We start from the raw sequence: 19,680 nt of genomic DNA, 5'->3' as shown, positions 1-19,680 counted from the left end.
TCAACCGCTTGATAATTGGGCGGGACCTCCCAAGGAGGCAGAGGGGTTGAAACCTGGTTCATTGGCACGATCACTCCTGGATGGGTTCAAGGCTGCGCCTGACAAGATTAAAGTATAGCATAATCAACCCTGCGGGAAAGGGAAGTGAAGAGAATAAAAAAACCGGAGCCGTGTTGCTCGGCTCCGGTATCGGTACTCGTTGAAGATTTACTTTTTCTTGAGGATGATGCGCGCATCCACCACTTTGACACCCTTGCCCTCTTCGTAGACCAGGACGGGGTTGGCGTCCGATTCGCTGATTTCATCCGAGAGGTCGAGGATCATATTGGCGTAGCGGCAAATGGTGTCGGCCAGGACGGCTTTGTCGCGGGGGGCTTCACCGCGGACACCATTGAGGATGGGGCCGCCGCGAATTTCACCCAGCATGCGCAGGGCCTGCGCAGGGGAAACGGGGGCCACGCGGAAGGTCACGTCCTTGAGAACTTCCACGAAGATACCGCCCAAACCGAACATCATGGTCGGGCCGAAGGTGGCATCGTTGACCGAGCCGAGGATGACCTCAGTGCCCCAAGGGGCCATTTCCTGCACAGCCACGCCGTGAATATTGGCGCTGGCGTTGTAGGCCTTGGCGTTGGCAAGAATGGTGCGGTAGGCATCACGCACGGCGGCTTCGTCTTTGATGTTGACTTTGACGCCGCCCGCATCGGATTTGTGCAGGATCTCGGGGGAGACGATCTTCATGACCACCGGATAGCCGACTTTATTGGCCAGAGCGGCGGCTTCGTCTTCGCTGTGGGCCAGGATGGTGGTGGTTACCGGCAGACCGTAGAGGGTGAAGACCTGCTTGGCCTCGATTTCGGTGAGGCTGCCGCGGCCTTCGGTGCGGGCGTTGGCGATGATCTTGAGGGCAGCGGCGCGGTCGGCTTTAATTTCGACCTGGCTGTTGTCGGCGACCATCTCGCGCATGCGGGCGTATTCGCGCAGGGCGGCCATGGTGTTGACGGCCACATCGGGAGCACCAAAGGCGGGCACGCCGTTTTCCACCAGCCAGCGCATGGCTTCGGCGGATTTTTCGCCGCCGACGAAGGAGACGGTGACGGGTTTGGTGGTGCAGCCGGATTCGTCAATGGCTTGCTTGATGCCTTTGGCGATTTCGACCGGGTCGGTCATGGCGGTTTCGCAATAGAGCACAACCAGACCATCCACCCACTCGTGGGGCAGGGCGTAGCGCACGGAGTCCATGTACCATTCGTTGCCAGCCATACCGGTGAGGTCCACCGGGTTCTTGGCGGAGCCGAATTCGGGCATGTGTTTCTTCAGTTCGGCCTGAACATCGGCGGGGGCGAATTTGAGGGGCAGGCCGTAGCGCTCGGCGGCGTCGGTGGCCAACACGCCCACACCACCACCATTGGTGATGATGAGCAGATTATCGCCCTTCATGGGGGGCTGGAGGGAGAGGGCCAGGGTGAGGTCGAAGAGGTTATCGAGATCGCCAGCCTGGAGAACACCAGCCTGTTGGAAGGCCGCGCCGTAGACTTTGGCAGCGCCAGCCAGGGAACCGGTGTGGGAGGCGGCAGCCGCGGCGCCGTGCGCCGACACACCCGACTTGAGGGCGATGATGGGTTTCTTGGACTTGCGGGAGACTTCCATGAAGCGGCGGCCGTCTTTGAAACCCTCAATGTAGAGGGAGATGCAGGCCGTGGCGGGGTCGTCATTCAACCACTCGATGGTGTCGGCAAAATCCACGTCGGACATGTTGCCGATGGAAATGAGTTTGTCGAAGCCGACGCGGCGGGTGTAGGTGGAGGCGTCCATGGCGATCAGCAGAGCGCCGCTTTGCGAGATGAGAGCAGCCTTGCCGACCAGGGGCAGGAAGGGGGCAAAGGAAGCGTTGAGCTTTTCGGTGTTGGAGAGGTAGCCCACAATGTTGGGGCCGAGAATGCGGGTGTTGTAGCGGCGAGCGATCTCCACAATCTCATGTTCCAGCTCGTGCTGGCCGGTTTCGGAGAAGCCGGAAGTAATCACGATCAGACCCTTGACGCCATGCTTACCGCAATCTTCCACGGCCTGGGGCACCAACTTGGCAGGCACGGTGATGACGGCGGCATCCACACCCGCGGGGAGGTCGGCGATCGTCGGATAGACTTTGAGACCCAGAATTTCGTCCGCTTTGGGGTTGACCGGGTAGATCTTGCCCTCAAAACCGCCCTGGATCAGATTTTCCACAACGGTATAGCCGATTTTTCCGGGCGTGGAGGAGGCGCCGATCACTGCCACATTTTTTGGCCGATAGAGACCATCTAGAACGTTGTTACTCATGTATATCCTCCTGAAGCTTTGAATGAAATCTTAGATATTTGCCTGGATTGCGTAAGGCGCGCGGTGCCTAGGGTTCATTCTCCGGCGAGCGCGCTAAATCTTGCAGGTAGGGGGTGGGGTCCAGCAGTTGAGCAGGCTGGTGTTGGGTGAAATAGTTGCCGCCGAGATAATCGTTGGTATCGGGCAGGTCGGTGTGCATTTCAAAGTGGAGCATGGAGGGCGCTCCGGCCTGTTTGAGACGCTGGATGTAGGCGGGGGAAGTCTCGTTGATGAGATCCAGGTTGAGTACCAGGCCGACGCGGCCAATGACCTGGCCGGCTGAGACGGATTCTCCAGGCTGCACCAGGGCCTGTTCCATCTCCGCGTAGCGCTGCAGCGCGCCGGAGCGGGTGCGGATGAGGACAGAATAGGTGACGTTCCAATAGGAGATTTTGTGAGGAGAGGTGAACTCTTCGACCTGCAAAACTTCGCCCGCTTCAATCGCCAATACCGGGCAGCCCGCGGGGGCATACAGATCTACACCAGCGTGACGGCGGTCGCCTCGATTTTCCCAAAAAGCCCCTCGTTCACCAGCTTGCGGGATGGAACGGGAGGCGCTGTCGGGTACGGGCCAGAATTTGCTCACAATCCTCTCCTGAAAACGGTACTTTCAGGCTTTATTGTAAGCATTTTTAAGCAAACAAAAGTCCTTATCCCATAGTATATTCGTCATTATTAATTCACCCCGGATGAAAATAATGGAGAAAGACAAGCGCAGGACTGGAAAAAGAAAAAGACCCCGCGGACAGGGGCGGGGTCTGACGTGCAGAGAGAGGAAATGCGGTCAGTTGGCAGGTTCGATACCGACCACGCCGCCCAGCCCGTTGACGCTGAGGGTCCATTCGGAACCGATACGGCAAGCCTGGAACAGGTCAAAATTGCTGGTTTCGTAGGTGTAGTTGTCTGAACCAGCGTCAAAGAGGATGCGGTACTCTTCGGTACGGTCACCCAGGCGTTGGTCGCTGTTGAGGCTGGAAGAGGTGGGCCAAATGGGGTTGAAATCCTGACCGGTCTGCACCCATTCGTCCACTTTCGCCCATTCGGTGACGGTATATTTGCAGTACTCCTGGTTAACCTTATATTCGCAGTCCTGAACCACCTCGCCGAAGCCAGTACCCTGATCTACGGTATAGGGCGTGCCGCAGACTTTATCCGCGTTGGGGGCAGGGTCGGCTTGCGTGTGGTGGTAGCGCCATTCACACGCGCCAATTTCAGCACCGCTGGGGATTTCATCGCGAAAATCGGCGCGTTCCACCGGCCCATACTGCTCTATCGCCACGGTACGGCGCCAGGCGACGGAGGTGACCGTTCCGGTGATATCATCGGTACGCAGCAGATTGATGAGAAAGACGATGCCCAGAATGCCGCACAGTAAAATTGCCAGACCAACAAAGATGAGCACCCAGGGGCTGCCCTTCTTGGCAGGGGCCTGCGGCGGGGGTTTGGGGGTGGTTTTGAGTTGAGCGCCGCAGTGGGCGCATATGAGGGCGGTGTCGGGGTTTTTGTTGCCGCAGCTAGGGCAGGGGAGTTCCACCATGGGCTTGGCCACATGAGCGCCTATCACCTGACCAGCGGCTCGCTGCTGGCCGCCTTTCAGTTCACCGCTGCACTGCGAACAGACAGCAGCATCGGCTGGGTTGCGGGTTCCGCAGTAGGGGCAGTGAATATCAGGCGCGGCTGTTTTGGCTTTTTCAGCCTCGGTTTCGTCCTTGATGATCTCTTCACGTTCAGCCTGAACAAATTTCACATCCGCTGGCTGCGGCGCGCCGCAGGTTCCACAGGTCTTTTGCGGGCCTGGGTTGCGTTGGTGGCAGTTGGGGCAAGTCCATTCTAACTTGACATAGCCAAGTGACTCTTTTGCCATTTGAAAACCTCCGGTAGGTTGAACTCCAGACTATTATACCGGATTCAGGGGTTGGGGGGCGCATGAAGAAAAAAAAGACTGCCTTTTGGAGAGGCAGTCCTGGGGGAACGGTTTTAGTTTTCGTCTGGCGGGAGGGCAGCTTCCATCAGGCGTTGGATGCGCGCGATCATGTTGGCGGGGTCGGGGTGCAGCCCTTCGATGAGGAGTGCGTTTTCATAGATCTGCTCGATGACCGCTTCTTCCAAAGGGTGTCCCGCGGGCAGATGATGAAGTTTTTTGAGAATGGGGTGGCGCGGGTTGATTTCCAGCACTTTTTTGGGAACCTCGTAGGGTTTATCCAACAGGCGGTACACGCGCTGCATTTGCGGCTCCAAAGTGCCCTCTTCATCCACCAACCGGGCCGGGGATTCGACCAGGCGGTCTGTGAGGCGCACAGCGGAGACGCGCTCAGCCAACTGCTGGGAGATGCGGTGGATCAGATCCCCGCTTTGATCTTCGGGAATGGACGGCTGTTCGCTGGATTCCGGCGAAGAGGGCTTGGGCAGATCTAGATTCCCGGCGGCGATGTTCACCAGGGGAAAATCGTGATAGCTCTCCAGGCGCAGCAGCATGAAGGAATCGATGGGATCGGTGAGGAAGAGGACATCCAGCTGACTGGCGCGCAGGGCTTCGAGATGGGGACTTTTTTGGATGGAGCGGGGGTCGTCACCCAGAAGGTAGTAGATGGATTTTTGGTCCGTTTGCAGGGACTGGACATAGTCGGAGAGGGAAACCCATTGATCGGGCTTTTGCAGGGTATGGAAGCGCAGGAGGCTTTGGAGGGCGGATTGGTTTTCCATATCCGTGGCCAAACCTTCCTTGATGAAGCGCCCGTACTTTTCCCAGAAAGTGACGTACTGCGCCGGCTGATCCTGGGCCAGGGATTTGAGGTGATCAAGGACTTTGGAAGTGAGCAGCTTGCGCAGCTGCGAGATGATGCGATTGGACTGGATCGATTCGCGGGATACATTGAGGGGCAGGTCTTCAGAATCGACAACGCCTACCAGGAAGCGCAGGTAATCGGGCAGCAAGTCGAGGGTGTATTCCTGAATCAGGACTTTACGAGCGTAGAGAGCCAAACCGTCCTGACGGCGAGAGGAGAAGATGGATCGTTCGGGCGAATCGGGCACGTATAAAACTGCGTATAGCTGAAGAGGAGCGTCAATGTTGAGGTGCAGATGAGTCAGCGGCGGGACATTTTCCATGGTCAACTGACGGAAGAAATCGGCGTAGCTCTGGCTTTCCACTTCGCGGGGGGATTGGCGCCAGAGCGCGGTTCGTTGGTTGATTTGTTCCTGGGAGTCGCCGATGTAAATGGGATAGGGAATGTAATCTGAATGACGGCGGATGATGCTGCGCAGGCGGTATTCCTGGGTGAACTCGTAGGCGTCCTCTTTGAGCTGAATGACCACTTCGGTGCCGCGGTCGGTTTTTTCGGCTGGCTGGATGGTGAAGGTATCCTCACCGGAGGAGAACCATTCGGCGGGGGTGTCGGAGGGGCGGTAGGAGCGCGACACCACGCGCATGGATTCGGCGACCATGAAGGCAGCATAAAATCCCACCCCAAATTGACCGATCATCTCGCTGGGTTTCGCGCCGCTTTGGGCAGCCGCCTGGAGGAAGGCACGCGCACCGGAATGAGCGATGGTTCCCAAATTCTCTTCCAATTCGGCGGCGTTCATGCCGATGCCGGTATCGCGGATGGTGAGGGTGTGGTTTTCGGCGTTGGGGATGATCCAGATCCCCAGGGGCTGATCGGGCTGATGCACGTCGCGGTTAGTCAGCATCTCGTAGTTGAGGCGTGTGATGGCATCGGACGCATTAGAGATCAATTCACGTAAAAAGACTTCGCGCTCGGTGTAGAGCGAATGGATGAGGATGTCTAAAAGCTGGCGGGTTTCGGCTTTAAAGGGGATAGGGTTTTGGGGATTCATTCCGTCCTCCAGAGAATCAGGTTACTGCATGAGGATAACACGAGTCTATAAGAATTGAATAAAAACGGCGCGCCAGGAATATTTTGGCGCGCCGAGGTGGATGAGAAGGAAAACTGTTAGCGGGTGGTGAAAATAGCCGATTTTTGCCGCACCAAGACGAAAGGCACCCGCATGGCCCCCAGGGCGGGAATGAGCGTGTTGACGATTTCTGCATCGTAGATGGGGGTGAAGATTTCGTGGGTGACTTCGAAGTATTTATTCAGGTTCGAGATGGCTGCCAGGCGCATGAGTCCGTCCATGCGGAAGGTGCTGACGACGATGGAGACGGGATCCATACGGCGGTTTGGTTCGGTGGGGTCGTAATCTGGGGGATCTTTTTCAGGAGGGACGAGGTGGCAGGCCAGGACTTGCTCCGGGGCCAAATGAATTTCGGGGTAGACCAGCGGCCGAGGGGTTTGCGTGGGGGCGGTGGTGATCAGCACACGCGCGTTGTAGAGGGTGATGCTGTCGGGGGCTGCGTTGGTGCGCAGCCAGGTGCTGGCGCGGATTTGTTTTTTTAGGATGGCTTCACCCCACACCAGGGCGGTGTGGGTGTAGAGCATGATGGGGGCAACTTTTTCATCCGCAGCAAGGGTGTAGAGAGGTGGATTGACCGCTTCTGTCATGCGCTTTCTCCTGAACTAAAAACTTCCGACTACGACGCAGCGCACCCTACTTTGGAGGGTAGCGGCGGTGAATCGCGGGGATCAAATAATCATCAAAGGCGCGATTCATATCGTAATCGGGCGACCATCCCCAATCTTTCCGGGCAGCGGAGTCGTCAATATCCCCAGGCCAACTGTCCACAATGGCCTGACGGCTGCCGTGCACCTGGCAGTGAATTTCTGCCTTGGGGAAATACTTTTTGACCACGGTCTGGATTTCATCCGCGGTGGGGCTGAAACTGGTGACGTTATAGACCAGTTGGGAGAGGTTTTCTTGCGGGGCTTCTTCCAATTGGAGCAAGGATTTCACCGCGTCCGGCATGGCCATGAAAGGCAGACGAGAGTCGGGTCGCACAAAGCATTGGTAGGGAATGCCCTGGGCAGCGTGGTGCAGCATCTCCGGACCGTAGTCGCTGGTGCCGCCGGTGGGGATCGTATCCGCGCTGATGAGGCCGGGGAAGCGCAGGCAGCGGAAATCCACGCTGGCGCTGCCTTTGTCAGCGGCTAACTGGCGGTAGTGGCGGGTGTAGTAGCGGCCCAGATGCTCGCAATACAATTTGTTGCAACCGTACATGGTGGTGGGTTGTAAGAACTGCTCTTCTTTGACTTTGCCCGCGCGATTTTTGGTTTCCAGATCCGGAATGCCGTAGGCGGCGATGGATGAGGGGTAGATGAATTTGACCGCACGGCCCTGCCAGGCAGATTGCTCCACCGCCAGGCGCAGCAGGTTGAGCGTGCCTTCCACATTCACACGATGAGCAGTTTCTGGATTGTACTCCGCTTTGGTGGAAAGGATGGACGCCAGATGGAAAATGGTGCGGATTTCAAATTCGGCCACCAGGCGGCCCAGAAGCATATTGTCGAGGATGTCACCCTGGATAAAGCGCTGGCAGTAGGGCACTAGATCTGCATCCAAGGGCTGGACATCCAATGCAAGAATGCCAATATCGCCTTTCTTTCCCAAATGTGAAATCAGGCCGTGACCAATTTCGCCGTTTGCGCCGGTGATCATGACGACTTCTTTTCGCATCTTGTGTATACTCGCTTTCACTGGGGAATGGAGTTAGATATAGAGGGTTTTGAAGCCTTCCAAAACCCTTAAGACAGTATTTATTGTACTGAAAATGCTGGTTAATGCCAGCGCGATTAATCCTGAGTTCTATGGACGTTTGTTCCAGGGTCAGGCACTTTCAAAAATTGGCGGTGGAATGTACAATTGTCACATTCTTTGACCTGGAGGATTTTATGACCGCAGCGCGCAAACCCTTGATCGGCATCGTCGCCCACCCGAACCAGGAAGGCCCGGAGGAGGTGAATTCCCGCTATCTGGGGCGAAAGGATGACGTGGGGGCCATTTTGCGGGCTGGCGGTCTGCCGGTGATGTTGGTGCCGGTGTATGATGAAGAAAGCTGGGCGGAGGCCTTTGCGCGCGTGGATGGGATCATGCTGACCGGCGGCTGGGATATGGGGCCAGAGGCGATGGGGTTGGTTTCTCACCTGAAGATTGAAAACCCCAATGCGCTGCGAGATCAGGCTGATTTGACGGCGGCGCGCATGGCTTTGGCACTGAACAAGCCGCTGTTGGCCATCTGCCGCGGGGCGCAGGTGCTCAACGTGGCTGCTGGCGGAACACTGGTGGTGGATATTCCCAGCGAGGTGCCTGGGGCATTGAAACATCGGCGCGTGCCGGGAGAAGGGGATGTCTTCCAGAATCATGCGGTAACACTGGCGGAAGGGTCGCTCATCGCCGACATCATGGGCAGCCTGGAAATTCTCTCCAACAGTTTTCACCACCAGGCGGTGAAAGAGCCCGGCCTGGGGCTGCGGGTGAGCGCGCGCACGGCAGACGGGGTGATTGAGGCGATTGAACATCCGCAGATGCGGTTTTGTTTAGGGCTGCAATGGCATCCAGAGGAACACTCAGTTCCACAGACGAACATGCAGCCCATTTTTGAACGGTTTTTACAGGCCGCCAGCGGCGGGTGACGTCAGGTCAGTTCGGTGCGGCGCACGGCGCTCCCCTGGACTTCCCATAGGGTGGTGGCATACTGCTGAATGAAATAGCGATCGTGCAGGATGGCCAGGATGGTGCCGTCAAAATCGGCCAGGGCCTGCTCAAACTGGGCACGGGAGGGGATATCCAAATGGTTGAGCGGCTCATCCAGAATGAGGAAATTGCAGCCGCGGGCCACCAGACAGGCCAGGGATAAACGCGCCCGCTCACCGTAGGAAAGCTGCCCGGCAGGTGAAAAGACCCCGTCCCCTTTGAAGAGGAATTTGGACAGATAGGAGCGCGCTTCGGTCTGCGACCATCCGGTGATGGACTGGATGGTCTCGAAGGCGTTCAGGTTCGGCTCCAACTCTTCCTGTTCCTGGGCCATGATGCCCATCTGGACGGCAGGGCCGAGGCGGAAACGGCCCGACAAGGGGGGAATCTGGCCGGTGAGGGTGCGAATGAGAGTGGTCTTGCCGGAGCCGTTGGGGCCGACCAGGGCGACCCGTTCGCCAAAGCGAATCCAGATGTTGAGCTTTTGCAGGAGGGTCACCTCTGGGTAGCCGATGGTGAGATCTTCTGTGACCAATATTTCACGGCTGCTGGCGGGGGTGCTGCCAAATTCCATCTTCATCTGCCAGGTGCGGCCGGGTTTTTCCACATGATCAACGGTGAGCAGCCGTTCCACGCGTTTTTCAATCCCTTTGGCTTTTTGAATGGTTTCTTTACCGCGGTCAGCAAAAAAGCCCAAAGCAAAGCCATCGGTATTGGTGGTTGGGTCGGTTTTTCCGCCCTTATGTTGACGGGCCAGGCCGCGCATTCTGGAGGCGGCGCGGCGCAGGCGGGAGATTTCACTTTGCTGATCGGTGTATTCCTGCCATTGGCGGTCACGTTCAGTTTGTTTTTGCTGTAAATAGTCGCTGAAATTACCTGGGTAAGTGTGTGCCTGATGAGTGAGGGGATCAATTTCCAGAATGGAGGTGGCCACCTGATCGAGGAAGGCGCGGTCGTGTGAAACGATGAGCACGGCGTTGGGCAGCGCCTTCAGCCAGTTTTCCAGCCAGCTGAGCATTTCAAGGTCAAGATGGTTGGTGGGCTCATCCAGCAGCAGGATGGGCGGGTTTTCGATGAGCAGGCGCGCCAGGCCCAGGCGGGTTTTTTGGCCGCCGCTGAGGGCTTTGACCGATAGGGTGCGGGGGAGCTGCGATAGGTTCAATGCAGCCAGAACAGCAGCAGCCCGGCCAGCGTTCTGGGCGGCATGGTTGATCTGGGCTAAGACCTGATCGTATTCGGCCTGAAGCCCAGTGGGGCCGTTGGGCTGGACGATGGCTTCGGCCAGTTCGGCCAGACGGTCGGAGAGCCGGTCGAGGCCGCCTTCGATGCGGTCGAGGTATTGACCGAGCGTTTCATCTGGCAGGAGATTTTCAAAACCCTGAGGCAGGTAACCCACGGGCAAATCCGAAGGGGTGCGCTGCACCACGCCGCTGTCGGCTTTTTCATGACCGGCGATGATGCGCAGCAGGGTGGTCTTGCCGCAGCCGTTGGGCCCAACCAGGCCCATGCGTTCGCCGGGCTGCAAAGTAAAGCTGACCTCTTGCAGTACTGGGTCGAGGGAATACGATTTGGTGATGTGATGGGTTGTAAGCATGACAGCGATCTCTTTCTGGAAACAAAAACCGAGGGCAAACGCCCTCGGCTATTGAAGAATCAATAGGGAACCGAGTACCGTACCCTGAAACATTCGCAGATTAGAGCGTGCTGTCTGTCATTTAATAAGTCTCCTGATCGAATACGACAGGGTCATTTTACCATAGGTTTTTGGCGCGGCAAACCTGGCCAGATGGCGAGTTTTGAGTCTACAGCGGGCAGCTCATTGGGTTTTGGCGCTGGGGGTAAACCCGCGCACGGCTGTCAGCGGCCAGGCAGTGAGGATGCCGGTGTTCGGGTCTGAAAAATCACCCACGACGGTTTCGGTGCGATCAAAGCACTGCTGCACCTGTTTTTCAGACGCGACCACGGCAAAAAGGGTGTAATTTCCCTCCTGGCCGCCCATCACCGGCGGGGCAAAGCCAAAGCGCGGTGAAATGTGGGTTCGTTGGGCGCGGCGGCGGTTCATGCCGGTGCTTTCCAGCAGGGTGGCACCGGTGATGCCGATCTCTTCCCAGGCGTCCAGGACGGCATCCAGGCGTTCAGGTGTATCCAAAACCAGGCAGATCATGTACATGAGAGGCCTCATTTCTTGATGATGAATCAAAACGCCGGGGGTCGCCCGGCGTTGAGGATCGCCAAAGCAGGTTTTAGGGGACGGAACGGGCGGAGATCACGACCACCAGCCAGGTTCCATAAATGACCGCAAAGCTGCCGGCGACAATCAGAATGCGGTTGACCCAGCGCAGCGCGTTGGGTGAGGGGTTCAGGTCAAGAATGATTGAGCGCATCCCGATGAAGGCATGGGCGATGACCACGATTAAGAAGGCCACTTCCATGATGCCAATCCAGGGGTTGTCGTAATAGCGGACGACATCCGCATAGGTCAACAGCCCGCCGGGGGCGACAAGGTGATTGACCACAAAATGCACGCCCAGGAGGACGAGGATAAACAAACCGGCAAAGACTTTGATCATCCAAATTCCGGCGCCTTCGACATTGGCACGCTGCGGAGAGGTTTGCATACGGAGCTCCTTTTAGGCCCAGCCGAACATGTGAACCGCGAAATACACGGTTCCAGCCAGGGCGATGATCATGAGGACGATAAAGGTCTCGCGTTGGCGCTGCAAGCCGAAGCCAAAGCTGTTGAAGCCGACGCGGATGCCGTTGAGGCCGTGGATGAGGCCGGCAGCGATGACGAGCAGCTCGCCAAACAGGATGACGGGGGTCTTGGCGAGGGCGATGAAGGCGTCGTAGGCTTCGGGGCCTTGCACCAACTTGCTGAGCATGTAGAGATGCAGTACCAGATAGACGGTCAGGCCGATGGCGGTGATGCGGTTGAGGATGAAAGCCCAGGTGCCGATCTGGCGGTAGCGCGGGTCAAACCAGCGCCAAAATTTTCGTGGGGAGGGTTGGTTCATCATGGTCGGGGTTCCTTGGCGCCGAAAAGGCTGCGGATGCGCTGGCTGACGACGTGACGGCGCAGGTTCATGATGCGCCAGGCCGGGTTGACATTGGACGGGCAAACGGCGGTACATTCATATGCGCTGTGGCAGCGCCACAGGCCGTCCTGATGATCGGCCCAATCTAGAAGCGAAATTTCACCCGTAGCCTGGAATTGTTGGTGAGCCCCTGCCAGGGCGGCGGGGCCGACATAACTGTCGGAGGTGGCGGCGGCAGGGCAGACGCTGACGCACAGACCGCACTCGATGCAATCCACCAGCCGCTCGGCATCCACGGCGGGCGCAGCCGGTGTGGGGTGATCGATGGGCAGATCGGCCTTTTCCACCGGGGATACCGAGTTCAGTTTGGAGGCTTCCATGTTCTGGTAGAAGGCACTCATATCCACCACCAGGTCGCTTTGCACGGGGAAATTGCGCAGGGGTTCAATGCGCAGCGTTCCGCGGTCGCGGGTGACCTCGCGGATGGGGGTGATGCAGGTCAGTTTTTCAACGCCGTTGACCACCATGCCGCAGGCGCCGCAAGTGGAGTGGTGGCAGGCGTGGCGGTAATTTAGCGAACGGTCGTGGAAGGCCCAGACGCGTTCTACAGCGTCCAGCACGTATTCGTCCGGGTTGACCTCCAGGGTGAATTCTTGAAAATGGCGCGGAGCACCGCCCGATTGGCGGGAGATGGATAAGGTGATGGTCCAGGTTGTTGGTTTCACGAGGTTCCCTCCAGCGGTCAGGCGCTGTAATACAAACGGTAAGAAGCCAACGGCTGATCGGCGGTTTGGCAGGCGGCGGAGATGCCCAATTTTTGGCAGACCAGATCGGCGGTCTTTTCGGCCATGGCGCGGCAGGTGGTGGCTTTGCCGCCGGTGATGGTGACCAGCCGTTCCACCTGACCGCCCTGGGCATGATCGTAGCATTTGAAGGTGCGCGTCAGACTGCGCTCATCCTCGGCGGTGCCGATGAGAGGCCGGGCAGACATGTAAGCGCCGCGTTCAGCGGTTTGAGCGACCGCGGGGATCAGCTCCATGGCTTTGCGGTGCATTTCTTCCACCTGCTCTGGGAAAACGGGGATGTAATCGGCATCCTGAACTTTGAAGGAGGTGGTGCCGATGACGACCATGCGGCGCTGCGGGATGAGGATGTCGCCGTCGCCGGGGGCGTTGAGGCGGTTGATGACTCGCTGGATGAGGCGGCGGTTATAGGCGACCATGACGCCGGGGGCAGGGGTAACGGGGACGGTGAGGCCGATCATGGCTGCCAGGTGACCCGCCCAGGCGCCGGTGGCGTTGATGACGATGTCGGCGGGCTGCTGGTAGGCCTGGCGGGCATGGCGGTCGGTGACGTTCAACCCGGTGACAGCCCCCTGACCATCCAGGATGAAGCCGGTGACTTCGTGATAGGGTTTGAACTCTGCACCGAGCTGGCGGGCGCTTGCTGCAAAAGCCAGCGCCAGGCGCAGGGGATCAAAGGCGCCGTCTGGGACGCGGTAGGCCATGCGCACCTGCGGGTTGAGGTTCGGCTCCAATTGGAGAGCCTGGGCCGTAGTGAGCTCCTCGATTTCAATATCACAGGCCTGGGCTCCCGCGGCAAACTTGGGTGCATAGGACAGGTCGGAATCATCCAGGGCGACAAACAGACCGCCGTTGAATTCGATGCATTGCGCGGCGATTTTGCGCAGAATGCGGTTTTCCTGAATACATTCGCGGGCGGCTTCCTGGTCCTCGGTGCAGTACCGGGCGCCGGAATGCAGCAGGCCGTGGGTGCGGCCTGAGGTGCCGGAGGCGATTTCACCGCGTTCCAGGACGGTGACGGCGAAGCCGCGCTGAGCAAGGTCATAGGCCAGGGCGCAGCCGGTGAAGCCTGCCCCGATGATGACAGCGTGGGGGGAATGCTGTTTGGGCATGAATTAATCCATCCAATCGAAGGTGCGGGTTACAGCTTTTTTCCAGCGGCGGTAATAGGTGCTGCGCTGTGTCTCAGGCATGTCTGGATGCCAGATTTTGTCCTGTGCCCAGTTGGCGCGCAGCTCGTCAAAGTTAGACCAGTATTGAACCGCCAGACCAGCGGCGTAAGCTGCTCCCAGGGCGGTAGTTTCGGCCACTTTGGGGCGCACCACGGGGACGTTGAGGATATCTGCCTGGAACTGCATGAGCAGGTCATTGATGACCATGCCGCCGTCCACTTTGAGGGTGGTCAGTTTCACCTGGGAATCCTGTTCCATGGCGTCCAGCACTTCGCGGGTTTGGAAGGCGGTGGCCTCCAGGACGGCGCGGGCGATGTGGGCGCGGGTGACAAAGCGCGTCAGGCCGAGGATGGCGCCGCGGGCGTCGCTGCGCCAATAGGGCGCGAACAGGCCGGAGAAGGCAGGAACAAAGTAGACGCCGCCGTTATCGGCTACGGAGGCGGCCAGTTTTTCAATTTCGGATGAGCTTTCGATCATGCCCAGATTGTCGCGCAGCCACTGCACCAGCGCGCCGGTGATGGCGATGGAGCCTTCCAGGCAGTACACGGCTGGCTGGCCGCCGATTTGGTAACCCAGGGTGGTGAGCAAGCCCGATTGGCTTTGAACAGGCTGCGTACCGGTGTTTAAGAGCATGAAACAGCCGGTGCCGTAGGTGTTTTTGGCTTCGCCGGGGTTAAAGCAGGTTTGACCAAAGAGAGCTGCTTGCTGATCCCCCAAGTCGCCTGCCACGGGCACGCCCGGCAGAACCACACGAGCGTAGCCGTATTGGAACGAGGACGGCTGGATTTTGGGCAGCATGGATTCGGGAATGCCCAAAATGCTGAGGATCTGCGGATCCCAGCGTAAGGTTTTCAAATCCATCATCAGCGTGCGAGAGGCGTTGGTGACATCGGTCACGTGAACGCCGCCTTGAGGACCGCCGGTCAAATTCCAGATGATCCAGGTATCCATATTGCCAAAAATTGCATCGCCTTTTTGAGCGGCTTCCCGTACGCCGGGGACATTCTCCAGGATCCATTGAATCTTAGGGCCAGAAAAATAGGGAGCCAGGGGCAGACCAACGCGGGCGCGAAAGCGGTCTTGCCCGCCTTCCTGCGCAAGCTGGTTGCAGATTTCATCCGTGCGGGTATCTTGCCAGACGATGGCATTGTAATAGGGTTGACCGGTGCGCCGGTTCCACACCAGGGTGGTTTCACGCTGGTTGGTAATGCCGATGGCGGCGATATTGGCGGCGTTCAGCCCTGCTTTGCGCAGGGCATTATGGGTCACTTCCTGGGTGCGGTCCCAAATCTCGAGGGCGTCGTGCTCGACCCAGCCGGGCTTGGGGTAAATTTGCTGATGCTCCTTCTGGTCTAAGGCGACTATGTGCCCGCTGTGATCAAAAATAATACAGCGCGTGCTGGTGGTGCCCTGGTCAATTGCTGCGATGTATTTGGTCATGCCATCACCTCCGAAGGTTCAAAGATTTATTGGCCGAGCTTAGAAGCAATCCACTGTTGGGCGGATTGGAGATCAGATAATTTGAGAGAGCCGTTTTGGCCGGGGGTGCACATCTTTTGCGGCAGGGCCTCCACCGTCATTTGGCCGGATGACATCTTTTGTCCAACACAGGCTAATTGGGTGATGTGTTCCAGGTTAAGGTCAGTAATCAGCGAGGATTGGAATTGCTGATAGAGTGCGGGGACTTTGAGGAGGATATCAGGCTCGGCCAGGCGCTGCTTGATCCCAGAGAGCAATAGGTCCTGGCGCTGGAGGCGGTCCCATTCGGATGCGTTGGACGGCAGGTGGCGGGCGTACCATTGGGCGCGTTCGCCGGTGAGGGTTTGCGCCCCAGCCGGGTAAGAAATCCCTGAAATTTGCAGAGCCTGGGGCAGAGAGACCTGAACGCCGCCGAGTGCATCGATGGTTTTCCAGAGACTGTTCTCTTTCATCACAAAATAATGCTGGGGTGCCACGCCAAAATTGTCATAGACGGCCTGGGCCAGGGCTTCTACAGCCTTAAGGTTAGCCTCGGGGCTGTCGCGGCCGCCTTCGCGTTGGATGACAAGGGCGTAGATATCCCCCAACTGGCTAGTTTTGATGCCGTAGGCGGCTTCTAATTTAGGGGTGGAGACCACCAGGGTGCGGGGTAAAGAAATAATTGATGCCGTGGTGGCATCAAAATTTACATGTGCCAGGCGAATGGCGTCCGCCCCGTAGGGTGACTCCCAGAAACTGGCATCTCGGGCGACGATTAAATACGTTTGGCTGCCTTGCTGACCGCAGGCGGCTGGTTTCGTCCCCGCTGTGGATGCTTCAGGGGTGGATGTTGCCAGCAGCGGGCTGACCGAGGTTTTCGGCATGACAATGGTGACTTTGGCCGAAGGCGCGGCGGGGGATGCATCCGCGGAAACGGCGGTTGCGCTTTGTGCAGGGGTTAAGAAGGGCAATGACAGGCCGCCCTGACTGCGCTGGATGAGGATCATGGCCACAGCTCCGAGCAAGCAGAGAAACAGGATGGCGATGATGATCCAATAAATAAAACTGTTCTTGTTCATCCCTACCCTCACTTTTGTCTATGAAGAATCATGTGTAAGAAGATCTAAACCTATGGTTTTTGGGCCTCAGGGGTGGGGGACGCATCCTTTGGAAGGTTCGAAGCAGGTTTTGTGGGACGGCCGGGGATGGAGGGTAGATAAACGACGTCGCCAGGATTGAGCACAGAGGTTTCGGAAAGACAATTATGTTCCCTCAGCTTCGCTGCGCTGACACCCACCGCTTGACTCAACGCATCCAGTGTATCGCCAGCCTGAATGATGTAGGGGACGTAATTTGAAGGTGGAAAGCAAATTTTGGCCGGGGCAGCGGGGTTAATGGAGCTTGAATCGGAAGGCAGGGTTGTAGGTTGCAGAGTGGCTGCTGGCGCGGCTGGGGGGGTGGGGGTGAACCCGGAAGGGAGAATGATGAGGGCCGGGCGGGTGGTGGTGGGGGTGGGGGTGAGCAATCCGGTAGAAGAGGCCCCCAGCACATTCCAATTGAGCGGGAGAGCGGTGAAAGCCCACCACAGCACGGCAGCCAGCAGCGCCAAGAGGGCAAATCCCACCAGGATGACCGGCAGCCAACGACGCGGTGGTTTTTGGACCATGGGCGGGATTTCCTGGATGGGCTGAACATGTTCTGGCAGCCAGGCGCCAGGGCGCATGGGTTGGGTTTCGGTAATGTGAGGATCCAGGCTGAGGTTGATTGAGCCTGGGGTGCCTTCCTGAACGGGAGATGGGCCAAATTCTGAACTTTCAACTGAGCGCGAAGGCGCTGCAGAGGGCTGGGCAGAGGGGGTGAGGAACATCTCTACCACAGGCGAGGTGCTCATTGGTGGAACGGCTGTTTCTTCTTGGGTCTCTACTGGTGGAGGAGTGGGCGCAGGAGGAACCTGGGGTAGGTGCTCTTCTGCTGGAGCTGAGGCGGGGCTTAGGCCAGCATATTTTTGGAAAATGGGGCAGCGGGTGTAGGCACTGGCAAGACAGTATTGATCCTGATGAGGATTCGAGACGCTGGCCGGCTTGGGTGGGCGATAACAGCGATTGGACGGCGAAGGATAGGCTAACGCTGTATCTGCGTCGTCGTATATACCTAAAAAGGGGCAAATGATGCCGGTCATGGGGTTACCCTGTCCTTAATCATCATGACCGCGGACGATCAGAAGACTCATCGGAGACAAAATTAATCATCTCACCAGTTTCTTTGCGTTTGCGGCCGCTTTGCGGTGGTGTTGAGCCGTCCGAGGCGGCGTAGTATGAATAGTATTGAGAATAATGGTGGTAACCGCCGTAATACTCGGCGCGATTGGCAGGAATGCGATTGAAGATGACGCCCAGAACACGCGCATTGACCCGGCGCAGCTGCTCGAAGGTTGCGCTGCCAGAATTGCGGTCGGTTTTGCCAGGGTTCATGACCACCAAGACGCCGTCCACACGCGAAGCCAAGACGGCAGCATCCGCCACAAGGATGGGCGGTGAATCGATGATGGCGATATCACACTGCTCTTTTAATCCTTCGATGAATTGCCGCATTTTATCAGATGCGAGCAGTTCTGCTGGATTGGGGGGCAGGCTGCCGGAGGTGATGACCCCCATGTCGGAATCACGCCAGGGGCGGGTGATGGCCTGGATGGTGCGGTGGTTGAGAAAAATATCGCTCAGGCCGACACGGTTATTGACGCCAAGGAATTTATGCAGCTTGGGCCGGCGCAGGTCGGCATCCACAACGATCACACGTTTGCCTGCCTGGGCCATGACCATGCCCAGATTGGCGGCCAGGGTGGTTTTGCCTTCGCCGGGCCCGCCGCTGGTGACCAGCAGGACTCGCAAAGGTTTATCGACGCTAGAAAATTCAAGGTTGGTACGCAAAGACCGCAGGGATTCCGCAAAGGGGGAGCGAGGCTCATCCGCGGACATGAGGGCTTCGCGGGAGCGGCTGCTTTTTACCTCTGGAATGTAACCAATCACCGGGGCTTCAAACAATTGGGCAATTTCTTCAGGAGATTTAATGGTGTTATCTAAATACTCAATGAGGAAGATGATTCCCGCAGCGATGAGCAGCCCCACAGTGCAGCCCAGGGCAGCATTGGTGAGCGGGCGCGGCCGGATGGGCCTCTTGGCAGGTTCGGCTTGCTCAACCTGTACTACGTTGGGCGTGTTGCGCAAGCGCGCCAGGCGAACGGATTCATAACTGTTGAGCAAGTTCGAGTAAATTTGTTGGTACTGCGTTAGCGTGGATCGTTTTTGTTCCAGGTCAACTGCTTGTGAGTTTGAGGTAGAAATTTCCCCATTGAGCAAATTCAGATAAATTTGTTGATAAAAGTCCAAGGTACTTTGGAGGCGTTCCAGGCGCAGTTCTTTTTCTTTGATCAGATTCATTTGCTCGGGGGTGGGCGTTGTTTGACCGGAAGGGCTGACCGCCGAAATTTCTTTCTGCACCCCAAGAATTGATTCTTGAAGGGATTTGATCTGCGCGTTAACCTCTTTTTGCTGATCCTTTTGGGTCTGTTCAGAAACCAGACTAATTTCTATTTGAAGAGCGGCAATTTGCTGTTCCATTTGCTTGAGCTGCGCCTGCAAACTTTCTTCACTGGCAGCAAAGCGGGACGCTTGAATGATCTCATTTTGATCAATGAGCACTGAGATCAGCGAATTGGCGATCAGAGCGGCGCGGTTTGCGTCGGAATCTTCGACCGTCACCTGAATGAGAAGCGTATCACGAACAAGCTGCCCGGTGATCTGGCTCCCGTCGACCTTGTAGCCAACCTTTGCGCTGGCGGCATCCAGAACCGGTTGAGTGGTGAGCAGCTGAATGTAGGTCAAGGCTAACTGCTGGTCACTGATATAGCCCACATCGGAAACGCGTTGATCGGGCGCGCGGGAAACCAGAAACTTCGTGGCTGATTGGTACATCGGCGTCTGATAGGTGCTGCCGATGTAACCGCCCACGCCGCCTAACAAAACGCCCAGGAGGAGCAGCCAGAACCAGCGCAAGAACAATTGCAAATATTGTTTTAATTCCATGAATTGGCCTCGATCTCTGCTCAGCCTGTCTGATTATTTTGAAGGCGCACAGGGCTGAGATAGTGCAACCTTTTTTCTGTAAATTCGAGTCAGAAATATCCATCGTTCTTTAACAATCGAATGACTTGCCAACGCAATAGTGCTTACCGATCTGCCACTCTTCTGAGATCTCCATCAGAAGGGC

Annotated in this window: 17 protein-coding genes; 1 reads left to right on the top strand and 16 read right to left on the bottom strand. The window is 57.5% G+C overall.

The annotated features are described in order from the left end of the window. Positions 1-207 precede the first annotated feature (207 nt). From ADN01_RS08310 to ADN01_RS08285, 6 genes are all read right to left on the bottom strand, one after another. Positions 208-2,319: an acetate--CoA ligase family protein gene (locus tag ADN01_RS08310; RefSeq protein WP_062418633.1), complete on the bottom strand. Its 2,112-nt coding sequence runs from the start codon at positions 2,317-2,319 to the stop codon at positions 208-210. Between the two features lie 67 nt (positions 2,320-2,386). Further along, complete coding sequence (locus tag ADN01_RS08305) at positions 2,387-2,944, bottom strand: M23 family metallopeptidase (RefSeq protein WP_062418632.1); 558 nt, start codon at positions 2,942-2,944, stop codon at positions 2,387-2,389. Positions 2,945-3,142: 198 nt separating this feature from the next. Beyond that, complete coding sequence (locus ADN01_RS08300) at positions 3,143-4,222, bottom strand: zinc ribbon domain-containing protein (protein WP_062418631.1); 1,080 nt, start codon at positions 4,220-4,222, stop codon at positions 3,143-3,145. A gap of 113 nt (positions 4,223-4,335) precedes the next feature. Continuing rightward, positions 4,336-6,195, bottom strand: coding sequence for a molecular chaperone HtpG (gene htpG / locus ADN01_RS08295; RefSeq protein ID WP_062418630.1), 1,860 nt, complete (start codon positions 6,193-6,195; stop codon positions 4,336-4,338). Positions 6,196-6,311: 116 nt separating this feature from the next. Then, positions 6,312-6,860 carry a hypothetical protein gene (locus ADN01_RS08290; RefSeq protein ID WP_062418629.1) on the bottom strand — a complete coding sequence of 183 codons (549 nt, stop codon included), beginning with the start codon at positions 6,858-6,860 and terminating at the stop codon, positions 6,312-6,314. A gap of 46 nt (positions 6,861-6,906) precedes the next feature. Then, the gene (locus tag ADN01_RS08285) at positions 6,907-7,929 is read right to left on the bottom strand and encodes an NAD-dependent epimerase/dehydratase family protein (RefSeq protein WP_062418628.1); all 1,023 of its coding nucleotides are present in this window, start codon (positions 7,927-7,929) and stop codon (positions 6,907-6,909) included. A gap of 215 nt (positions 7,930-8,144) precedes the next feature. Between ADN01_RS08285 and ADN01_RS08280 the strand changes: the two genes are divergently transcribed. Next, positions 8,145-8,885, top strand: a complete 741-nt coding sequence (locus ADN01_RS08280) for a gamma-glutamyl-gamma-aminobutyrate hydrolase family protein (RefSeq protein WP_062418627.1) — start codon at positions 8,145-8,147, stop codon at positions 8,883-8,885. Positions 8,886-8,887: 2 nt separating this feature from the next. Here ADN01_RS08280 and abc-f read toward each other — a convergent pair whose 3' ends face one another. The 10 genes from abc-f to ADN01_RS08225 all read right to left on the bottom strand — a co-directional run bounded on the left by abc-f (position 8,888) and on the right by ADN01_RS08225 (position 19,466). Beyond that, a complete protein-coding gene (abc-f, locus tag ADN01_RS08275) occupies positions 8,888-10,540 on the bottom strand; it encodes a ribosomal protection-like ABC-F family protein (RefSeq protein WP_062418626.1) in 1,653 nt (550 codons plus the stop codon). Between the two features lie 222 nt (positions 10,541-10,762). After that, on the bottom strand, positions 10,763-11,116 hold the full coding sequence (locus tag ADN01_RS08270; protein ID WP_062418625.1) for a P-II family nitrogen regulator: 354 nt from the start codon (positions 11,114-11,116) through the stop codon (positions 10,763-10,765). Between the two features lie 73 nt (positions 11,117-11,189). Next, positions 11,190-11,564, bottom strand: coding sequence for a hypothetical protein (locus tag ADN01_RS08265; RefSeq protein WP_062418624.1), 375 nt, complete (start codon positions 11,562-11,564; stop codon positions 11,190-11,192). 12 nt (positions 11,565-11,576) lie between these two features. After that, on the bottom strand, positions 11,577-11,963 hold the full coding sequence (sdhC, locus tag ADN01_RS08260) for a succinate dehydrogenase, cytochrome b556 subunit (RefSeq protein ID WP_062418623.1): 387 nt from the start codon (positions 11,961-11,963) through the stop codon (positions 11,577-11,579). Beyond that, complete coding sequence (locus ADN01_RS08255; protein WP_062418622.1) at positions 11,960-12,706, bottom strand: succinate dehydrogenase/fumarate reductase iron-sulfur subunit; 747 nt, start codon at positions 12,704-12,706, stop codon at positions 11,960-11,962. The genes sdhC and ADN01_RS08255 overlap by 4 nt, the downstream gene beginning before the upstream one ends. Before the next feature lie 17 nt (positions 12,707-12,723). Next, positions 12,724-13,896 (bottom strand): FAD-dependent oxidoreductase, encoded by a 1,173-nt coding sequence (locus ADN01_RS08250; protein ID WP_062418621.1) that lies wholly within the window; start codon positions 13,894-13,896, stop codon positions 12,724-12,726. 3 nt (positions 13,897-13,899) lie between these two features. Continuing rightward, a complete protein-coding gene (gene glpK, locus ADN01_RS08245; protein ID WP_062418620.1) occupies positions 13,900-15,396 on the bottom strand; it encodes a glycerol kinase GlpK in 1,497 nt (498 codons plus the stop codon). A gap of 26 nt (positions 15,397-15,422) precedes the next feature. Then, positions 15,423-16,493 (bottom strand): LCP family protein, encoded by a 1,071-nt coding sequence (locus ADN01_RS08240; RefSeq protein ID WP_062418619.1) that lies wholly within the window; start codon positions 16,491-16,493, stop codon positions 15,423-15,425. A 50-nt stretch (positions 16,494-16,543) separates the two neighbouring features. Then, on the bottom strand, positions 16,544-17,305 hold the full coding sequence (locus tag ADN01_RS08235) for a LysM peptidoglycan-binding domain-containing protein (protein WP_075071066.1): 762 nt from the start codon (positions 17,303-17,305) through the stop codon (positions 16,544-16,546). A gap of 310 nt (positions 17,306-17,615) precedes the next feature. After that, complete coding sequence (locus ADN01_RS08225) at positions 17,616-19,466, bottom strand: polysaccharide biosynthesis tyrosine autokinase (RefSeq protein WP_152974012.1); 1,851 nt, start codon at positions 19,464-19,466, stop codon at positions 17,616-17,618. Positions 19,467-19,680: the final 214 nt, after the last annotated feature.

The organism is Levilinea saccharolytica (genome assembly GCF_001306035.1).
GTDB lineage: Bacteria > Chloroflexota > Anaerolineae > Anaerolineales > Anaerolineaceae > Levilinea > Levilinea saccharolytica.
The sequence above is the reverse complement of the archived record's forward strand: the minus strand, read 5'-3'. Positions and strand labels throughout refer to the sequence as shown.